This window comes from Sunxiuqinia sp. A32 (genome assembly GCF_052690465.1).
Genome location: NZ_JBQYLI010000003.1, coordinates 14,711 through 34,851 on the forward strand (window position 1 = coordinate 14,711; position 20,141 = coordinate 34,851).

Here is a 20,141-nt window from a genome sequence, read left to right on the forward strand (position 1 = left end):
ACATATCTAGCAAGGTGTTACACCTTTTTTCAACGCAATATTTCCATATTTAGCTGTTTCTCCTGTCATTACAACGGCAAAGGCTTTTTTTGTTCTGTCGTAAAAATCAAAGCGATTGATACGCTGAATAGGAGCAACTTCCGGATTTGTTTTTTTGATAGCTTTCATATAAGCTTCTTCAACTGCAGGATCTAACTTGTCTCCTTCAACAGCAGCCATCATAATCAAAGGCGCTGAAACATAGGAATCCATCTCAAATAGGGGGAGTATGGCTTCCAGTAAATCAGGAATTCTTAGACCATCGGCTCTTATCACTCGTTGGTTGAATGATTCTCCCGGAAAATGAGCATCAGCTAGTACTATTTCATCACCATGTCCCATTCTGGCTAGTACATTTAATAGTTCCGGACTAATTAATGGTGAAATTATTTTCAACATAACAATATTGATTTTACATGCACACGTGTGCATATGTTTTTAAAAAATATATTATAAATTCTTTCTTTCAATTTTTGCAGACAGAACAATTGTCTCTGCTGTGTTGCTATCGCTATTCTCAATCTTTTCAACGAGTAATTCGTAAACCTTTTGGGCAATTTCAACTTCAGGTTGAACAATACACGCCACCAGTGGGTCCACAACTTCAAGCAGATGACTACCTCCAAAAGTTATGATGGCTAAGTTGTTTCGCTTATTTTTTCGTAGTTCTCTTAACAAGCCAAGCCCTATATCTGATGAATCGCTAATAATGGCGTCAAAGTCTTCGCTCGAATTAATGATTTCCTCTGCTATTGTTTTTCCGTCATTAATCGTAAATGCATGATTTACAATCAATATCTTCTCGAAGTCAAGATCAAACTTTTTAATAGCCATTTTGTACCCGCGCTGTCTTTCCCTAAATACATTTAGCTCTGGCAAGCCACTAATGTGTGCTATTCGTCGGTACCCTCTGTCAACCAATAACTCTACAGCTTCATGCATTATACCTAAATTGTTTACAATAACCTTTGGAACATTTACTTGTTCGAAAACGCGGTCAAACATAACAAGAGGAACTTTGTGAAGTAAGAGTTTCTCAAAATGTTCAGATGTTTTACTGCTCATCGATACGGATGCAATAACACCAGCAAAATTATGCTGTATTATGGTGTCTACGATATTTTTTTCCAGTTCGTAATTTTCATTTGTTTGAAAGACAGAAACCACATAGTCGTGTTGTGTAGCAATATCCGTGAAATAGCTAATTACATTGGAAAATAATCGATGGTTTATATTGGGAACAATAATGGCAATCGTATTTCTTCTTTCGCCCCTTAACTCAAGCGCTGTAATATTTATTTGATAACCATGCACACGGGCATATTCTTTTACTCGATCCTGAGTATCCTTGTTTACACGTTTATCGCCTCGCAATGCCCTGGAAACGGTTGAGTGATGGATGTTCAACTCCTTTGCAATATCTTTTATCGTAATTTTCTTTGCCATTTGCCAAAATACACACGTGTGCAAAGATAGGCGGACTTTACTAAAAAAGAAAGAATTTTTCCCATTTTTTTGATCTCGTGCGAAACGATTAAAAAATGAGAACGAATTTTACTTTTGTAACTCTTTTGGCAATTATGCCAGTTCTACTACCGTAATTTCCGGAGGCATTCCAATTCTTCCCGGGAATCCATGATAGCCAAACCCCCGGTTTACATACAAATATTGATTGTGCTCATTATACAGTCCCCCCCAGCGTGGATACTTGTATTGTATAGGACTCCACTTGATGCCCGCCCTCTCTATTCCGAATTGCATTCCATGCGTATGTCCTGAAAAGGTAATGTCGATATCGGAATTGGTTAGCACCTCTTCATCCCAATGAGATGGGTCGTGACTCAATAGTATTTTAAACAGTTTTGAATCAAGATTTTCACTCGCTTTCTTTAAATCACCATACTGGGGAAAAGGAGGATTGCCCCAATTTTCGACTCCGATCAAGGCAATTTCTTCGTTATTGATGGTGAGGGTTTCTGATTCGTTAAGCAGTAGCCGAAAACCAATCTTTTTGTGAAAATTTTTAATGTCCAACAGGTTTTTATCTTTTTCTTCGGCTGAATTCCATTCAGAATAATCGCCATAATCATGATTGCCCAAAACAGAATATTTGCCGTATTTAGCTTTCATTTTGGCTAATACAGGCACCCAACCATCGGTTTCTTTCGCAAAGTTGTTGACCAAATCACCGGTAAAAAAGATCAAATCTGGTTTCTGCTCATTAATCATATCTACTGCTTTGGCAATTTGCTCGTGTTTTCTACTGAAACTGCCCAGGTGCATATCCGATATCTGAACCATCTTCAATCCTTTAAACGATTGTGGAAGATTTGCAAAATGAATCCTTTCGTGTATAATTCGGTAATTAAATTTTCCTTTTGTCACGCCATAAAGAACGGACGCAACAGGAACAACAGCTACAAAAAAACTCATTTGATAAAAAACCGAACTCAGCATTCTCCTCTTCTCATTTAATTATTTGGCGATATGCGCTTCCATGCTCTCCCACCATTCGAACTGCTTATACTGAATTCTAAACCGGGAAAAAACGAACAACACAAAACATGCCATTAAAACGCCTGCGAAAATAGCTGATTCAGTTGAGTTAAAATGTTAATTACCATTAAAATATCAAAAACTTAATATTCAAATTTGACTATTGCTTTATACAGCCAGTCAGCGACTGAATTAGGATACCATTTACAAAAAGGCAGATTTTAAAAATACAGAAATTGGGTCGAGCCTGTTAACCTTAATGGACCAGAATTCAAAACGTTCTGGTTAAGTACGAAAAGCTTGAAGTGGAGTTTAGAATCAGATAAGCAACAAATTTAGCTTGAGTGTCATTTCTCTTATAATGAATAAGTGACTCAACATGAAGCCCTAATAATCCATGACTACTTCCTTTTTCAGTTTTCACACCACCCACGTTATTAATTGATGAATAAAAATAGTATTCCCCGTTTCCAACAAGTGCCAGAACAGGGAATACTATTTTTATTCAATCATTCTCTCTAATTAACCTCTAATTCTTCCCAGCCAGGTAATTTGGGAAACTTGGCATGAGGCTCGGCCTGATACCAGTATGCAACTGAAATAATATCTGATTTTTGAGGTAAATACCGGTGTCCATGACGCCAACCTAAATCCTGTATCGTAACTTTCAGTTCCTTTTTAAACCGGATAGGATCAAGAATATGCCAACGGTACATTCCAAAACGCTGTTGTGATTTATAAGCTCCGTCAGGACGGATAACCTGATGAAACCCTGCATACGGCGTACAAAATACGTTATATTGTCCTTCCCGATCGAAATTGTATGAACCACAGAAATAATCTTCAGCGCCTGTACCACAGATCGTCGGAAATTCTTTATCTCCGTCCATGAAGAATTTAATTTCGCCTTCGCCCCACCAACGATTGTTACGAACACCCCAACCGATATACGTTCCAACATAATGTCCCTCTCCTTTGATACCATCAATAATGGTATGGATTGAAGACATGTTTGGATTTGAACGCCGATACTGAGCATGAAAATAAGCCGCATCATCCGGTACCACCGTCAAGGTATAATCAATTTGATAGTACAACCTCATCGGATCCTGATCATTGATGTTCTCCATTGTGATTTTACATTTTTTGCGAAAAGGCATTTGCCAGTAACAGTTAAAAGCACTGCCGGGATTTACACAAATAGCCTGAGAGCTAAGCGGAGCATAGACATTCCATCCCATCGCAAAAAAATCGCCGACCGGACATTCTACTGAAGGTTCTTTCTCATCATCCCAGTAAATACGGATGATCGAAAATTTCCAGTTCCCTGTCGGGGTCATCCACATATGTTGAATCGCTCCTGAGCCGTCAATCTCAGCCAAAGTAAACGTTTCACCCGGTTTGATAATGATAAAGGGATTGACTTTCCACCCTTGCCCAAGGTCACGGGCAACATGAGCAGCATTAGCCTTATTAGGTATATCCTTGTCTTCCAGCCTCGCCATTCCTCCTTTTCCCTTCTCCCCGGTAAAATTTTCAGGACTGATGGATCGAGTTTCCGCATTGGATAAACGATACAGATTACCCATATTCACATCCAAGCCATTAAAACCAGACTGGGAATACACAGAACTTGCAATAAATAAGGATACTAAACAAATAATAATTCTATTCATAATTCTAATTTTCATTTTAAACATAATATATCGAAATCATTTTGTTGATTAAGTCCGAAATTATTCGATCAGAGTAAACTGTACCGGCCTACTTGCTTTGGAATCGCCACCAACGTACACTGTAAATTCACCGGGTTCGGCAATATTCTAGCGCCTACTTTTTTCAGAATTTAAGATTTCCTGTAATAACGATTGTAATTCCTTCACCACTTTCGGGTGTTCGTTGTAAACATTGTATTTTTCGTATGGATCTGTTTCCAGGTCGTACAGTTGTGCAGGCGGAGCATCGGATTTAATTCTTCCATTTTCTATGTCGCTGTTAACTTCTCCTGTAAACGGGAAAGCTCCCGGTCCGCCAAATGCATGTGCACCAACTTCTCTGGCTGTAAATCCGCCACCTCCCTGGGCTGAGATAAACATCCATTTCCCTTTTCTAACAGCAATATTCCTTTTATTTGATGGGGATATAACCATACAATCCCTTATTGGCTTTTGGGGATTCCCTACCAACGCAGGAAGCATATTATAACTATCGATTGCCTCATTGTCTTTTAGCTTATAATCAACAAGTGCCGCCATGGTTGCAAGTAAATCGGAATTGCACAATAAATCATCCGATTTGCTCCCAGGAGCAATGTTACCTGGCCAGCGTGCAATAAAAGGAATCCGATGACCGCCTTCCCACGCATCAAATTTAAACCCAAGCAAATCACCGTTCAACTTGTGCCCGTGAGACCATGCATTCTGGCCTCCCTGATTTAGCATCCCGCCATTGTCGCTGGTTAGGATCAAAAGAGTATTGTCTGCCAATCCTTCTTCATCAAGTGTTTTGACTACCTCTGAAACAATCCAGTCCAGTTCATGAATAAAATCACCATAGCGCCCAGCCTTACTTGTACCAATAAATCTTGGCGCGGGAGTAAACGGATGGTGGATATTAGTGGTTGCCAGGTATAGAAAGAACGGATCATCTTTATGCCCTTTAATCCAATCAACTGCTTTTTCTTTTAAGGTCGTTCCGACTGCCCTGTCATCATAAAGAGCATGTGCTGCCCTTCCTCCACCAATAGCATCCAGGTCGAACTTTTCGGGGAACCAACGTGTCTCAGCATGTTTCCCGTAAACCAATGGATCGTCTGGTGTTAACCCTACAACATGATGGTTTTCAACATAAACAAACGGGGGATGGCTGTTTAAAATCGGAACTCCAAAGTAATAATCGAAACCAAGTTCAAGTGGCCCTGGCTTGAGCTCTTTGTTCCAATCCATAACCGAATCGTTTGTAAAACCAAGGTGCCATTTCCCTATTGCAGCAGTTGAATAACCGGCAGACTTCATAACCTTGGCAATGGTTACTTCTGCGGTGTCGATAACTAATGTTGATCGTAAGAATATTGGGTTATATAGATTGATTCGAGTTGGGTACTCTCCGGTAATTAATGCATACCGGGAAGGAGAACATACGGCCGAGGCAGAATGCGCATCGGTAAACATTCGCCCCTCTGTTGCAAGCTTATCAATTGCAGGTGTTTTAACATGAGTAGCACCGTAAACGCCGGTATCACCATACCCTAAGTCATCTACATTGATGATAATTACATTAGGCTTTTCGTCTTTTGAAGAAACCGCGTCATCTGCCTGTACATTAACCGCTGAAAACAATAGAGTCAAGTAAGTAATTCCTAGAATGGTTTTCAAATGATTCATAGTTATAATAATTATTTATTCCCAGATTGTATTAGTTCGAATTTGAGAAACCAATAATGGTTCTATTCCCTAGATATTATTAGAATCTACTTTTCAGAATTTGAACAAAACCTGGAGCCTTACCCTTAAAAGCTATCTTGTTATTTGATAAAAAGATACAGGTACTTATCCCGTATATAGGACAAGTACCTGTTATAGTCTGATTTAATTATATTCGGGATTTTGTTTTAGATTGGGATTTTCAGTCACATGATTGAGTTGTAACGGAAGATAATAATGTTTTTCTTCAAATGATCTGGCCACATTTCCCTGGCAATTTTGTATCAGATAACCAAAAGTATTACGTTCTTTAATGTAATAACTTGTCAATTTATGAAAGACACCCGTTAGCTCAGTATGTGCTGTTCTCCACCTGCGTAAATCCCAAAAACGAATACCTTCAAATGCTAACTCAATTTTTCGTTCATGACGAATTTTATCCATGTCAATTAATTCATATTCAGGCATACCCGCTCTGTTCCTAATTTCGTTGACAGCATCTTTGGCTTCGTTTGGTTTACCTAACTCAAATGCAGCTTCTGCCAGGTTCAAATATATTTCTCCTAAACGAAAAATGATAAAGTCTGTATCTGAGAGCCCCCATCGTATTTCACGTTCTTCTTTAAGGTACTTTTTGATACAGAACCCTGTTTGAGTGGCGCCAGCTGCTACATTGTTTACATCTTTTCCTCTACCAGATAAATTTCTAACTCGATTATCCGTAGCGATATCACTTTCTATTGTGAAGTAATGAGTTTCTACTGGTGTATCAATCCAAAAGGCTTGATTATACAGAATTGTAGCATGAAAGCGGGGATCTTTATTCTTATACAATTCTTTTGTATCAATTTCTTGATCATAATTGATTGAACTCCCCGGGCTGCCATCATTAAATTCATAGCTATCTACCATCTCAAGTGTGGGATTTGTAACACTTGCGATGAATGGCTTGTATGAAATGGGCTGATTGTTATAATCATAGCCATGACCCAGGTCCTTTTGTGTGTATTTTTCAGCCCATATAACTTCTACATTATCTTTTTCCAGAAACAAGTACTGATAATTCTTGCTTTTATCGCCATACTTTCTAAAAAGACTGAAGTTACTTTCAGTAAGTATTCTATTGGATGCATTATAAGATTCTTCAAAATAGAAATTAGCATCAGAGGTTGGCACCCCTAATATTCCATCCAAATCAACACTGCTGTATTTTGCAATACTTCCGGCATATAACATCGCTCGGCTTTTTAAGGCTAATGCAGCAAAACGATTGACTCTTCCTTTATTTGCAGTATTATATGATGGAGGCAATATTTCAATAATTTCATCAAGCTCGGTGCGAACAAATTCATACACCTCTTTTTCTGTGTTTCTGGAAGGATATAAATCTTCGTCTCCAAATTGTTGAGGGGTAGTAATGATTGGCACTCCACCTAGTCTCATGGCAAGATTGAAATAGTGTAATGCACGCAAAAAACGACATTCAGCCATTCTTCGCTGCTTGTAACCTTCATCGAAATCACTGGTTTCCATATTTAACAGGAATTCATTGTATTGCCGAATTATATGATAATCCCAGAAACCAATATAAGCATCGTTTGAGACATTATTAGGATTGATAACTCCCAAGGTAAATACATTTAAAAGAGCACTCCATCCAAAACATGTGCGCGCTTCATCTGTGATTACATTCAAGGAAGACTGATCATTAAACACAGTGTTCTTATTTGTTAGTCTATATAAATTTGTCAAGTTTGCATCAGCCAGATCTTCATCGGTCCATACTGCTGCATCAGAAATAATATCTATCGGCTCTTTGTCTAATACGTCACAAGCATTAAACACCAAAATAAAAATGAAATATTTCAAATATTTTAGTTTCATAATCTTTCCTTTTAAAAATTTAAATTAATTCCAGCTGTAAATGTCTTTACTTGTGGATAATAAAAGCCACTTGAGCTGTCGGACTCCGGATCTTTATGTTCTACATTTGTAATTGTTAAAACATTGTTTCCGGTCACGAAAAGTTTCAAATTATCAATTCCAACTTTTTTAGTCCAACTATTATGAAAGCTATAACTTAACTGGATATTTTTTAAACGCATATAATAAGCATTTTTCAGCACCCAAAAACTCGAAGTATAGCCATTAGGATGTCCTGTAGCATACCTTACGCGTGGCAATTTCGCATCTGGATTCTCATCGGTCCATCTGTCTTCCCAGAAAGCGTAAGGGACCAGGTTTATTCCGAAAGGATAGACAAATTGATCACTATTAAATTCTGAATAGTTGGTTGCTCCTTGAAAGAGCACATTTAAAGACCAACTTTTATAATTGAAGTCCCCGCTCAAACCGAAAAATATTTCAGGATCGGTATCTTTACCTATCTGTACCTCATCTTCCCAATTTATTATTCCATCATCATTCTGATCCACATAGCGTACATCACCTGGTCTGATAACATTGTTATTGGCGCCATTTGTGATGTCCGCCCAACCATCAATTTCTTCTTGTGAAGAGAATAATCCATCAGCTTCATACCCCCAGGCAATATTGGTCCACTTTCCGGTAAGGTCATATCTATATTGTTGCTGTGGATCTGTACGTTCATTTTCTTCGAAATGTATCCATTTACTGCGCGCCCATGATACATTTGCCTTTATGTCATAAATAAAATCTCCAATCTTATTAGCGTGCCCTAACATTAACTCAAATCCACGAGTATCTTGTTTATTTATGTTCTCTTGAGGCAATGCTGCGCCAAACGTACTCGGCAAACTATGAATCCGTGTCGCAAGCATTTTCGACTTTAAGCGATAAAAAACATCAACTTCCGTATAAAATTTACGGTTATAAATTGAGTAGTCAGTACCAATGTTATAGGTAGTTGTCTCTGCCCAACGCGCATCTCTATTGGCTAGCCCCTTCGTCTTCAATCCTTTAAGAACAGTTTCGGAAGTATCAAAAATATAGTTGTTCCCAAAAACATAGCCTGTTAGATAATTAAAATTAACGTTCGCTTCGTCACCAGCTTGACCTACAGAAACACGTAACTTTAAGTTATCCACGTTTTTGAATCTATTTTTAAAGAAAGTTTCTTCGCTGATACGCCATGCTGCGGAGACACCGGGAAAGAATCCCCATCTGTTACTCTTGTTAAATTTGGCAGAACCGTCAACACGACTAACAAAATCAATCAAGTACCTACTACCGTAATTATATCCTAATTTAAAAACATATGACATACGACCACCTTCGGACGCACCACCTCCATTGTTCTTATTCTCATCGGCACCTGCAAACATCTCATCAATTCTTGTTGATATAAAACCCTCTCTGTATGCAAAAAAGTCATCATGCCTATTTGATTGAGCTTCGACCAAGGCCAACCCGGTAACATGGTGCTTTCCTGCAAAAATACGGTCATAGTTCAATTTAAATAATGAATACCAGAGCCAGTCTTTTGCATATGATTCCCGCAATGAATTATGTCCTCCATTAAATCTACCGGTAACCACATATTCTTCAGTATCATAATTATAATCGTAATAATTAAAGGTTGTTTTAAATTCTTTTGTAAGATTATTATTTAATCGATAATCAAACTTTCCGTCAGCAGACAAACCTTTAATCCATTTATCAAAATTCAGATTGGCTGAGAATGTTCCCCTCACAGAACTAAAATCATGATCTTCATAACCAGAATAATCTCGTTCAGATATCGGTAATGGGTTTGCGTCATTTTCATTATATCCAGGATAAGTCGGTTTAGAATAATCAGGATAGTGAGCTGGAACCGTTGGTTTTGCAGCTTGAATAGCTGTCATTATAACAGGCATACCTCTACCTGGGTTCTCCCGATATTCCAATCTACCGCTAAAGTCAGCAGAAAGACTAAGCACCGAATTTATTTGTGCGTCAACATTGGAGCGGAAACTTACCCTGTCAAAATTTATATCATCTGACCGTAATAAACTTTTCTGGTTTAAATAACCAAGTGATAAGAAGTATGAGACCCTTTCTCCTCCACCTCTCAGATTCATATTTATATCATACTTTGGAGAGAAACTTTTTAAGGTTTCCTTACGCCAGTCAGTATTTGGATAAAGAGGATCTGTTCCATCATAATATTTTGCTATTTCTTCATCTGTAAAAGTCGGTTGATTACCATCAACAAGATTAGCTTCATTGGTCAGTTCCGCATATAATCCAGAATTTGCCATTTCAATCGTACGTGTAGGTGCCGAAAAACCGGTATTGAAATGCATATTGAACTTGGGGGCACCTTTTTTACCTCTTTTTGTTGTAACCAATATAACTCCATTAGCAGCCCGTGCACCGTATACTGCTGCAGAAGCATCTTTCAAAATCGATATATTTTCAATCTCCGCAGGATCCATGTAAGCAAAAGATTGTTCAATGCCATCAACCAGTATTAATGGAGCTCCAAACCCCCTTATACTTAAAGCAGCACCATCATTACCGGGTTTACCTCCTCGATTCATCACTTTTAATCCAGGAACCAGACCTGCCAAAGCTGACGTAACATTTCCTACAGCTTTGTTTGCTAAATTCTCGCCATCAACGGAGCCTACCGCTCCTGTTAAATTAACTCTCTTCTGTGTACCATAACCAATAGCCACCACTTCATCTATTCCAATAGTATTCTCCACCATTGTGACGTTAATTATAGATTTCCCAGATACTGCAACCTCCTGCATTTTCATACCAACAAAAGAAAACAGCAAAATAGCATCTTCCGAAACATCTGGCAGTGTGAAACTTCCATCACCATCGGTAATTGCTCCCTTTTTTGTTCCTTTAACCACAACGGTAACCCCCGGCATTGGCGCACCTGAAGAATCCGTTACTTTACCCTCAATATTTATCTGTTGATTTAATATTGACTTGTTAGAATTATTAACTCCAATTAATATACTTCGGTCATCAATGGTATAGGAGATGTTCTTCCCATAAAAAAGCTTATCAAGGATCTCATCAATATTTTTGTTTTCCACATCAACGGTCACAATTTGCTGGTCATCCAGAAGATCACGATTGTAGAAAAAATAAAAATTGGTCTGTTCTTCAATAGAGTTAAAAACATCAACCAACCTGGAATTATGCATATTTAGGGTAAGCTTTGTGTTTTGTGAATAAACACTTGCAGATACCGACCCCAACGCGATAAAAAATATCAAAACACATAACCTTGTCATAAGCCATAATTTTCTTAGCCAGGAGCTATAAAACTCCTTAAGTTTTAAGCATTTTTTCATAAATTTGAATGTTTGAATTTAAAAAATTGATTAAGCAAATTTTTGCAATTGATTTTTGAGAGGGGGAATGGGTCGAAGCATTCCCTCTTTTTTAAACCAAAAGCTTTATATAGGTTTTCATCTATTCATAATACTTGTGTTTAGTTATTTTTTGTCAACCATACTTCATTATTTCTAATGTAATAATCAATCTGGGCAGTCACCTTGAATTTCTCCAACACTTTAATTAAGTTATTATCATAACTGAAAGTACCCCTAAAACGATAGTTCCCCAGCTCCGGATCATTGAGCTTAAATTCAACTTCATAAATTCTTTCCAATTCCTTAATTAAGTCATTAAGTGTTGCGTCTTTAAAAATTAATTGACCATTTCGCCATGCCGAGTAAATTCGAGCGTCGACATTTTGGATGAGAAGCTTTTTCTGATCAGCCTCAAAAATCGCCCTCTCACCTGGTTTAATTTTTATCTTTTGATTCTCGTCCCTACCTCCAAGTTCCAACTCAATACTTCCCTCTTTTAAAACGGTTTCAAATAACTTGGAATCGGAATATGCTTTTACATTGAACGAAGTTCCTGTAACTCTTACATCGGCAAGGTTCGTTCTCACATAAAATGGCTTACCTTCATTTTTAGTGACGTCAAAATAGGCTTCACCTTCCAACTTTACTTCTCTTGTTCCTTCAGCAAAGCCTTCAGCATTATAGGTGATTGTAGATTCCGAATTAATCCAAACCACTGTTCCATCAGGAAGTATACATTTAGAAATATGTCCATTTGGCGAAGAAACCTGTGATACTGCCAAATGAACATCCAGCGATGGCCCTGAAATAAAGAAGTTACTTAAAGCTATTGCTATCGGAAAAGCCAAAATTGCAGCAACCAGATATACAATAGAACGCTTCCTATTTCTTACTGACTCATGTAATAACCGCCTATTGATTTCGGAAACAATCTTTAACTTGTCCTGTTGAATGTTGCCAGGAGCTATCCAAGTTTCAGAATTCTTCCAGGCATTCTTACTATCCCTATAAATCTTCCTATTTTCTTCCGACTCAGACAACCAACGATTTAATCGTAACACCTCATCTTCAGTCGCGTTTCCAGAAATTACTTTGGAGATTAATTCATTTTCTTTTTCAATATTCGTCATCTCAACAATGGTTAATCATTGAATAGACGGAAATTTGAAAAATTACCCTGTAAGGATTTTCATTTTTTTTTCAAAAAAATGGCCACCAACAACTTAAAGTATTGAATATCTGATATTTTTGATCTGATTTTTTTTAGAGCAATTCCCATTTGCATTTCAACAGTCTTAATTGATATATTCAATTTCTCAGCAATTTGAGAATATTTTAAACCATCAAAACGGCATAAAATAAATATCTCACGACACTTTTCAGGCAACTCGCTTATTACTTGATTAATTCGATCATTCAACTCAGCTTCTTCGATTTTATCTACAAAAGGAGAATGTAGTTTACTTTCCGAGATATCAGATATACTGACACTTCTATTTAGCTCCCGTAAATAATCGATGGATCTATTTTTGACTGATTTATACAAGTAAAACTTTATGGATTCGCGTACCTTAATCTTCTCCCTTTTCAACCAAAGATCAACAAAAAGTTCCTGAACCAGCGAACGAGAGAGATCGATATCATTAAGAAATTTATTTGCAAAAAGGCAAAGAGGAGAATAATATTCATCAAACATTTCACTGAATGTTTTTTCATTTAAAACTAGCTCCTCTTTATTCATCTCTTAATTTATTCGAGTGTATAATAACAATCGGGTAAAAATATTGAAATTATTAAGGAACTGAAAGAAGAAGTACCAACAATACTAATCTAATGCTAATTTACCAGCCTTTATTATTTCATACTTTCTAACTGTCCACTACTGTATTAAACCAATTATCCGTGTATTTAAATGATTCGCTAGTAGTTATTAAATTACCTTTTTAGAATTTCTTCGTCGAACACACCAAACTCACGTTTATTTGAATTACTGATATTTAAACTAATCATCGACTACATTTTTTTCATTTTACACAACTAAATTTTTACAATTTTAAATTCGTAGACTTTCAGATTAGTAGTCATTTTTAGAATATAAATTCCTTCTGGCAAGTGAGATAAATTGAAATATCGACGGTCTGTTGTTTGATGCACGGAATACCCTTTGCCGTCAATATCAAATAACTGAATATCAGTAATGACTTCATTTTCATTCAAGTTTAGATAAATGCCTTCAGAAAAAGGATTGGGGTAAACAATCAAGTCGCACGAATTATCGACATCAATATAATCAGAAATATCAACCGTTAATATCATTGAATCTATTGAAGAACAATTATTCTCACTCATTGCACATACCCAGATATCATGAGTGCCTATCCCTATTTCCTGAGCTTCTATTGAAAGCTCATTTTCAGTGGATTCATCAAACCAAACAAATGAGCAACCATCACCTGACACTGTTAGCAAAATATTATCATCAACATCAACAACCTGGTCAGGTCCCAGATCAACCAGCGGATTTTCGTGTACTTCAAAAGAACCAAATGCTGTTCCGATACAACTACCCGTATTGATATATTCATATACTATTTCATGATTGCCAGGGCCTGCCATATCCGGATAAAAATATGAACCTTGAATTCCTGCTCCTGTCAGTGTTCCTCCGGTTGGGGAAACCTCAATTTTGATCGGATCTTCCCCCTCGCAAATTTCAAATTCGCTATTAATGATAGATACGATTGGTATAGAATTAACAATTACCTCTCTTGAAACCATCAATTCATTATCATTTTTGTCAACCACGCTGTACGAAATAATGTGAGTGCCAACACCCGCGAGCGATGGATTAAAATATTCTCCAGTGATTCCGGTCCCTGTCAGAATACCTCCAACAGGAGAAACTTCAATCAAAACCTCTTGGTCATCTTCACAAAATGTTAGATCCTCATTCAAAATTTCTGGTTCAGAAAAAGCATAAACACCAAAATCTTTTGAAACTTCCCCCTGACAACCGTCAATATCTGTTACCGAATAAGTAATTGTATGAATACCAATACCTGCGACAGATGGATCAAAGTAGTCTCCCGAAATACCGGTTCCTGATAGAACTCCACCAGAGGGACTAACTTCCACCAAAACTGGTTGGTCACTCTCATAAAATATCAAATCTTCATTCAAAATTGATGGTTCCGGTCTTGCATTGACAATAAAATCCTTGAGTACCTCACCCTGACAACCGTTCTCATCTACTACCAAATAAGAAAGTGTGTGAATACCAATACCGGCAACGGATGGATCAAAATAGTCTCCCGAGATTCCAGTTCCGTTTAATATCCCACCAGATGGTGAAACCTCAACTAAAACCTCCTGCTCATCCTCACAAAACATTAAATCTTCGTTTAAGATTGTAGGCTCCAATGCCTCCGTGACAACAAAATCTATAGAAACCTCTCCATCACATCCCTCTCCTTCTGTTATTGAATAGGAGATTGTATGTGCTCCAACACCGGCTAAAGCCGGATCAAAATAGTCATCCGAGATTCCAGCTCCACTCAAGATACCGCCTATCGGGGAAACTTCTACTAATATCTTTTCGTCGTTAACACAAAATGTAACATCCTCATTTAAAATTGATGGTTCTGGAGTAGCAACAACAACAAAATTTCTGGATGTCTCGCCGTGACATCCATTCTCATCTGTCATTGAATAAGTAATAGTATGTGTTCCAAAACCAGCAACATCAGGATCAAAGTACATTCCTGAAATCCCTGTACCTGACAATGTTCCACCGAGAGGAGAAACCTCAACTAAAATCTGCTGATCGTTCTTGCAAAAAACGGTGTCTGTATTTAGAATAGCCAGCTGTGGCAGCCCATAAACATCCACCGTTTTCACTAATGTATTATTAGACTCATTCCCATCAAGAATGCACGAAATTTCTATTTCAAAAACGTAACTTCCAGCTTCCGAGAGGTCAACATTTTGATTCATCTGGTATGTTACAATACCATTGGGAAATAGATTATCTTCGAGAATAAAAGACTCCGTAAAATCTGCTCCATCTGACAGGGTTACATGAATATTAATAGTGGTTTCCGGAGGTGCTGCCAAGGCTCCTACATTCTCAATTTCCAGTATAACGTTTTCATTTGATGTAAGAACGCAAGATGAAACAGGAGCTTCCAAAGAATGTATATTCAAATCCACAGATTCGTCCAATTCCCCGACAACCTCAATATTATCAAGCCCTGCTCCCATTCCCCATTGATAAAAATCGTCGTAGTAAAACCCGATTTGTATACCATCTATACATATTTCAGAAGGGAACTCAATTCTTTCATGCACCCAATTAAAGGACGAGGACAAATTCTCAAGCTCATTCCATCCATTCTCATATTGTAGTTTATAAACTACATGCAACTCATCAATTGCATCATAGATTCCGGTTTTTAGTAAATAGTCAAAAGACAGAACAACATTGTTGTAATTTCCCAGACGTAGTGGTGGTGTTATTGCGATGTCTGATACGTGCACTGCGTCCCCAGCAGAATATGAATCGATGCCAATGAAATTTGTACCATTTTCTGAAAAATTAAGGTAGTAACTATTTAATGACTCGCTGTCTCCCCAGCGCCAGCCCATTTCATTATCTTTCATTTGTACTTCAGCAGGTTCACTCTCAAAATCCACAGTAAATGGAAGAGTACGCAATGTCTGAGGATATACCGTTACCTGATTTGTTTCGAGACTCTCAACTTCTTCGTCATTAATGACATATATGGCAGTTATATAGTAATTATAAACATTGTCTAAAATGATAGATTCATCATTATAGTAAAGATTGCTGGTTTCTGCTAAAACAGTTCCGTTTCGGTATATTCTGTAAAAGGCGGGAGTTCCCGCCTCAGGAGACCCCCAACTCAGATTAATGCCGGATTCACTTATTGTATAGGTTAAATTCTGAGGCGGAAAAATATTAGGCGTTGTTTCGATGCCAGAAATTATCAGACTGAATGCCTGATTACCATCATCCAGGGAGCCTGAATGTGATATTTTAATATTAAAATTATTATCGCCCGGATTGGCAATATAAACCTGTTCAACATTATCAATATGATTGACACCATGAGTCGCAGATTGAGCAGGATTTACCACATTAAGAACCCATGGAAGAAAGGTTTGAAGACTATTGTTATTTTGAACTGAAACATCTAAATCATTCACCAATTTGGTATCTCTGGAATTTAATGATGGAAGAGACGGCTGCCCCGGAGGATCGGTCCAGGAAAGAGTGACCTTAAGAAATGGGTAAGAACTTGATGTAGATACGGGAATTATGATTTCTTCCCCCTGTGACAAAACCGTCTCAATAATATTTTTCCCCTGATTATTTGAATTCGCATACATCAGATCAGCAGCTTTCTTCACATTTAAAACTCCCCAGCCAAATCTATAATCAGGCCCGGAGTTTCCCAGATCTGATGCAGTATGAATTAATAATCCTTTCAATGTGGATGAACGTAATTTTATCCCCGGCTGCAACACATTTTGCAGCTGATTGAGAAGTGAAATTGCGCCTGTGGCTGATGCTGTTGACATTGATGTCCCACTATAGGTGTCATAGCTGTTATCAGTTGAAGATGTGGAAGAATACACGTTGTATCCATTTGCCACGACATCAGGCTTTATTCTTCCGTCATCGGTTGGGCCAAATGCGCTAAAAGGAGTCATTGATCGACCATCGTCAACCGCTCCAACCGTAAGTATATTTTTTGCAACAGACATGGAGGTCAGGCAATCATACCCGTCATCTCCTCCATCAGGCTCCCGCTCTTGATCCACAAGTATCCAGCTATCATCCCAAACATAATGCTCAAAAGAGGAGGTTGGCCCGTCATCTCGATCATTTCCTGCAGATTTTACAATCAAATAGTTTGGTGCCAGTTCAGCGATTCGATCCAACCCAGCACTTACATTATTATAAAACCCAAATTCATAATCTTCATTTTCGGAAATTTCAGGATCGCCATACCAATACCAGCTTTCGGTATTTGAATTATAATACCATCCACAAAAGGGACCATATGAGTGGTTTGATAGTACAATCCCGTCAGCTGCAGCTCCAGCCATTTCAGCAAGATCATCGTTCAGATCCCATGCCTTAATCAACGCTTTTGATGCCATACCTCTCGCCTCTTCTTTTACTCCTGTTGCGATCATAGTTCCGGCAATATGCGTTGAATGATCCGATACTGGCAATTCCAGATCACGCATTACAACTCTTGCTCCGTCCTCACCTTGAAGCTCCTTATGCGTGGTCCGAATAGAACCACCATCCCAAATATTAATATTTACCCCTTCTCCATTAAGTGCCGGAAATTCATTATCATTCTCCCATAATTCATCTACAGAAATAGTTGCAGCAGCACTAATATTATCTGTTGCATAATATACAGGTCGGTTTTTCGCTCCCAATCGTTGCAGGATAACTACTTTGCTATTGTTATTTTCAAAATAAAATATCGGAAAATCAAGCACTGCTGCCAATGAATCAGCTTTCTTCTTCTCAATCTTCCATTCGGCACTTTTTTGCTTTGCGAATTGAATTAATTTCTCCTGATTCTGATTTTTCTCCGCGGTGTTTTGCTGGGGATAGGCAAATCCACAAAGACCCACTAAGAAAATTATTAAGTAAATTTCCTTCCTAAGGACCTTCATTTTTTTAAAAAATATCATAGTGTAAATCATTTAAGTCCAACTGCAAATAGCTCGCAATTGGACTTCACCATTGAAAATAACGTCAATACAAATCCTAAAAAATTTATATCCGAATCGGCCTTAAATAACTATTAATCCGGGCTTTCCGGTAAGAATTCAATATTAGAGTCTCCATGTACAAATTCGAGTACCTGGACAGCATCGTCAATCGCAGCTGAAAAACCATCAACGTATGTCAGTGGTGTTCCGTTCCAACGATACATAAAAAGGCCACGATCTTCCATTGCCTGTAAAACTGAAACGGTCTCATAATGATAGGTGTCAACTCCATCAAAGACAAGTATTTTAAGCATTCGATCGATATACGTGGTTTCCCTGTTATAGGTAAATGGATTGTTTCCCCCGGAAAGATTCCCAAAGTTAAAATACTGCTTTATTGCTCCATCAAAGTCATATTCATATTCATTCTCAATATAACAACATCCAATGCAGTCCATAAAGCCGTTAATATAAACCACTTCATCAATATTTACTGTTCCTGTTTTGTCAGACCCCGCAGCAAAGCAACATGCTGCAAGCATAAACGGATCGACATCTGAGTCTCCCAGTATCGTTAATTTATTGCTGAATGCATGATTCATTATTTCCTGGTAGATAGCCATGTTTTCTCTTGGCGAGTCGATCGTCTTAGTTATTGTTAAAACCCCATCAACCGTATTCCAGATCATAAGCCTTCCGCAAAAATCAAGTGAAAATGCCTCACCTGCATTAATAACTTTCAGAGCTTCACCTAAAGCCTGGTTTAGCACAGATTGCGGAGAACGAACAATGTTTAGTCGTCCAAAGTCTACGGGAATTGCTTTTGTTTCATCAACCAACTCCCCTTCAGAATTTAACTCTAGTGCAGCTCCATCTGCCCCAACAGGTTGTACATAATATTCCAAGCCAATTTGGATCATTTTGGGAACGCCGTTTCTATCCCTCAATAGCTGGTACAAATCGCCATAATCACCTCCGCGTGTTGTTCCTGATTCATCATTCCCTTTAATATGGGTATTTGAGTCCGTTTCCCCGCCAGCCCAAACCGGGCGATCAGAATCTTCATCTACATCATATATAAAATGATCTTTCCCGCGGTAACACTGCGTAATAAGAGCAACTAAGAATATTGTGCTCAGCATAAGAAAAAAAGATTTCCATTTCATAGTTTTTGTTTTTAAGATTGTTTTCTGCGCAATTTGAATTTCATCATTTAACAATTGAATGATTTCGATAAGAGATATTTGTAAAAGGATAAAAAAGTTACTCAAACTGCTTAAATACCACAATCGGCTAAATCGCCATTTTATCTGGCTAAATGACCAAGAAGAATAATCAAACTGATGAATAATATCTATTAGAAATAAAATAATTTGTAACTTGTACTACTAATGTAATCTGCATGTTAACTAACAAAACCATCAAAATTCTAATAGCCTTTGACGAAAAGCTGGTCGCGGAAGGATTGAAAGCAATTTTGACGAATCAAAATAACCTTGATGTAATAGCTCTGCTAAAAAATGATGAAAGAATATTCAACATAATTCCTCAATTAAATCCGGATATAATTATTTTTGAATTCGCTTTTTGGATGGCCAAATACGCAGAATTGATGGCTAAAGTTCATTCATCATTTCCAGAATTAAAAATCCTAATTGTTTCTGAATTAGTTTCTCCTGAAATAATAAAGGACATTATGCCTTCCATAAATGGTTATGTCATTCGAACCTGCTCTTCAGAAAAAGTCATATTATCGATTAACGAGATTTTTGAATCTGGGAAATATCTTTGTCCAAAGGCGCTGGATGAATTATTTAATTGTACCAGAAGGGTGAAAGAAGACTCCCTGCTTACTATTCGCGAAAGAGAAGTTTTATGTTCCTGGATTGAATCAAATGGCAATGATGAAATTGCTAATACGCTAAACATTAGTATATCTACAGTTCGCACTCATATGAACAACATACGTCAAAAGCTGGGAAATTTAAATCACCTTCAATTGATGATTTATGCTTGCAGACAAAATATCCTGAATCAAAACTTTAGGCCAATATGCCCTAATTGCAGGTCATTTTGCAATTAACAATCCGTCAAATCGATAGGTATCTATTTATAGAATTATAAG

At 37.6% G+C, this 20,141-nt stretch carries 12 protein-coding genes; 1 reads left to right on the top strand and 11 read right to left on the bottom strand.

The genetic code is table 11. The features are described 5' to 3' along the window. Positions 1–6: 6 nt before the first annotated feature. The 11 genes from fucU to ACUNWD_RS03440 form a co-directional block, all read right to left on the bottom strand. On the bottom strand, positions 7–438 hold the full coding sequence (gene fucU / locus ACUNWD_RS03390) for an L-fucose mutarotase (RefSeq protein ID WP_445586361.1): 432 nt from the start codon (positions 436–438) through the stop codon (positions 7–9). A gap of 51 nt (positions 439–489) precedes the next feature. Then, positions 490–1,485 (bottom strand): LacI family DNA-binding transcriptional regulator, encoded by a 996-nt coding sequence (locus tag ACUNWD_RS03395; protein WP_445586362.1) that lies wholly within the window; start codon positions 1,483–1,485, stop codon positions 490–492. A gap of 132 nt (positions 1,486–1,617) precedes the next feature. Further along, entirely contained in the window at positions 1,618–2,472 is an 855-nt protein-coding gene (locus ACUNWD_RS03400; protein WP_445586363.1) for a metallophosphoesterase, read from the bottom strand. Positions 2,473–3,053: 581 nt separating this feature from the next. Continuing rightward, positions 3,054–4,211 (bottom strand): glycoside hydrolase family 172 protein, encoded by a 1,158-nt coding sequence (locus ACUNWD_RS03405; protein WP_445586364.1) that lies wholly within the window; start codon positions 4,209–4,211, stop codon positions 3,054–3,056. A 147-nt stretch (positions 4,212–4,358) separates the two neighbouring features. Then, positions 4,359–5,918, bottom strand: a complete 1,560-nt coding sequence (locus ACUNWD_RS03410; protein ID WP_445586365.1) for a sulfatase-like hydrolase/transferase — start codon at positions 5,916–5,918, stop codon at positions 4,359–4,361. A 204-nt stretch (positions 5,919–6,122) separates the two neighbouring features. Beyond that, entirely contained in the window at positions 6,123–7,841 is a 1,719-nt protein-coding gene (locus ACUNWD_RS03415) for a RagB/SusD family nutrient uptake outer membrane protein (protein ID WP_445586366.1), read from the bottom strand. Between the two features lie 11 nt (positions 7,842–7,852). Further along, positions 7,853–11,176, bottom strand: a complete 3,324-nt coding sequence (locus ACUNWD_RS03420; protein WP_445586367.1) for a TonB-dependent receptor — start codon at positions 11,174–11,176, stop codon at positions 7,853–7,855. A gap of 200 nt (positions 11,177–11,376) precedes the next feature. Then, the gene (locus ACUNWD_RS03425) at positions 11,377–12,387 is read right to left on the bottom strand and encodes a FecR family protein (protein WP_445586368.1); all 1,011 of its coding nucleotides are present in this window, start codon (positions 12,385–12,387) and stop codon (positions 11,377–11,379) included. 59 nt (positions 12,388–12,446) lie between these two features. Beyond that, positions 12,447–12,998 carry an RNA polymerase sigma-70 factor gene (locus tag ACUNWD_RS03430; RefSeq protein WP_445586369.1) on the bottom strand — a complete coding sequence of 184 codons (552 nt, stop codon included), beginning with the start codon at positions 12,996–12,998 and terminating at the stop codon, positions 12,447–12,449. Positions 12,999–13,294: 296 nt separating this feature from the next. After that, positions 13,295–17,977, bottom strand: a complete 4,683-nt coding sequence (locus tag ACUNWD_RS03435) for a S8 family serine peptidase (RefSeq protein WP_445586370.1) — start codon at positions 17,975–17,977, stop codon at positions 13,295–13,297. Positions 17,978–18,108: 131 nt separating this feature from the next. Further along, positions 18,109–19,182 carry a hypothetical protein gene (locus ACUNWD_RS03440; protein WP_445586371.1) on the bottom strand — a complete coding sequence of 358 codons (1,074 nt, stop codon included), beginning with the start codon at positions 19,180–19,182 and terminating at the stop codon, positions 18,109–18,111. A gap of 236 nt (positions 19,183–19,418) precedes the next feature. Between ACUNWD_RS03440 and ACUNWD_RS03445 the strand changes: the two genes are divergently transcribed. Beyond that, entirely contained in the window at positions 19,419–20,099 is a 681-nt protein-coding gene (locus tag ACUNWD_RS03445) for a LuxR C-terminal-related transcriptional regulator (RefSeq protein ID WP_445586372.1), read from the top strand. The last annotated feature ends 42 nt before the right edge of the window (positions 20,100–20,141 follow it).

Bases quoted from the DNA above. Each gene is read 5' to 3' on its own strand.
- ACUNWD_RS03425 (WP_445586368.1), bottom strand. From the start codon at position 12,387: ATGACGAATATTGAAAAAGAAAATGAATTAATCTCCAAAGTAATTTCT.
- ACUNWD_RS03410 (WP_445586365.1), bottom strand. From the start codon at position 5,918: ATGAATCATTTGAAAACCATTCTAGGAATTACTTACTTGACTCTATTG.
- ACUNWD_RS03430 (WP_445586369.1), bottom strand. From the start codon at position 12,998: ATGAATAAAGAGGAGCTAGTTTTAAATGAAAAAACATTCAGTGAAATG.
- ACUNWD_RS03405 (WP_445586364.1), bottom strand. From the start codon at position 4,211: ATGAATAGAATTATTATTTGTTTAGTATCCTTATTTATTGCAAGTTCT.
- ACUNWD_RS03445 (WP_445586372.1), top strand. From the start codon at position 19,419: ATGTTAACTAACAAAACCATCAAAATTCTAATAGCCTTTGACGAAAAG.
- ACUNWD_RS03415 (WP_445586366.1), bottom strand. From the start codon at position 7,841: ATGAAACTAAAATATTTGAAATATTTCATTTTTATTTTGGTGTTTAAT.
- ACUNWD_RS03435 (WP_445586370.1), bottom strand. From the start codon at position 17,977: ATGAAGGTCCTTAGGAAGGAAATTTACTTAATAATTTTCTTAGTGGGT.
- ACUNWD_RS03400 (WP_445586363.1), bottom strand. From the start codon at position 2,472: ATGAGTTTTTTTGTAGCTGTTGTTCCTGTTGCGTCCGTTCTTTATGGC.
- ACUNWD_RS03395 (WP_445586362.1), bottom strand. From the start codon at position 1,485: ATGGCAAAGAAAATTACGATAAAAGATATTGCAAAGGAGTTGAACATC.
- ACUNWD_RS03440 (WP_445586371.1), bottom strand. From the start codon at position 19,182: ATGAAATGGAAATCTTTTTTTCTTATGCTGAGCACAATATTCTTAGTT.
- ACUNWD_RS03420 (WP_445586367.1), bottom strand. From the start codon at position 11,176: ATGACAAGGTTATGTGTTTTGATATTTTTTATCGCGTTGGGGTCGGTA.
- fucU (WP_445586361.1), bottom strand. From the start codon at position 438: ATGTTGAAAATAATTTCACCATTAATTAGTCCGGAACTATTAAATGTA.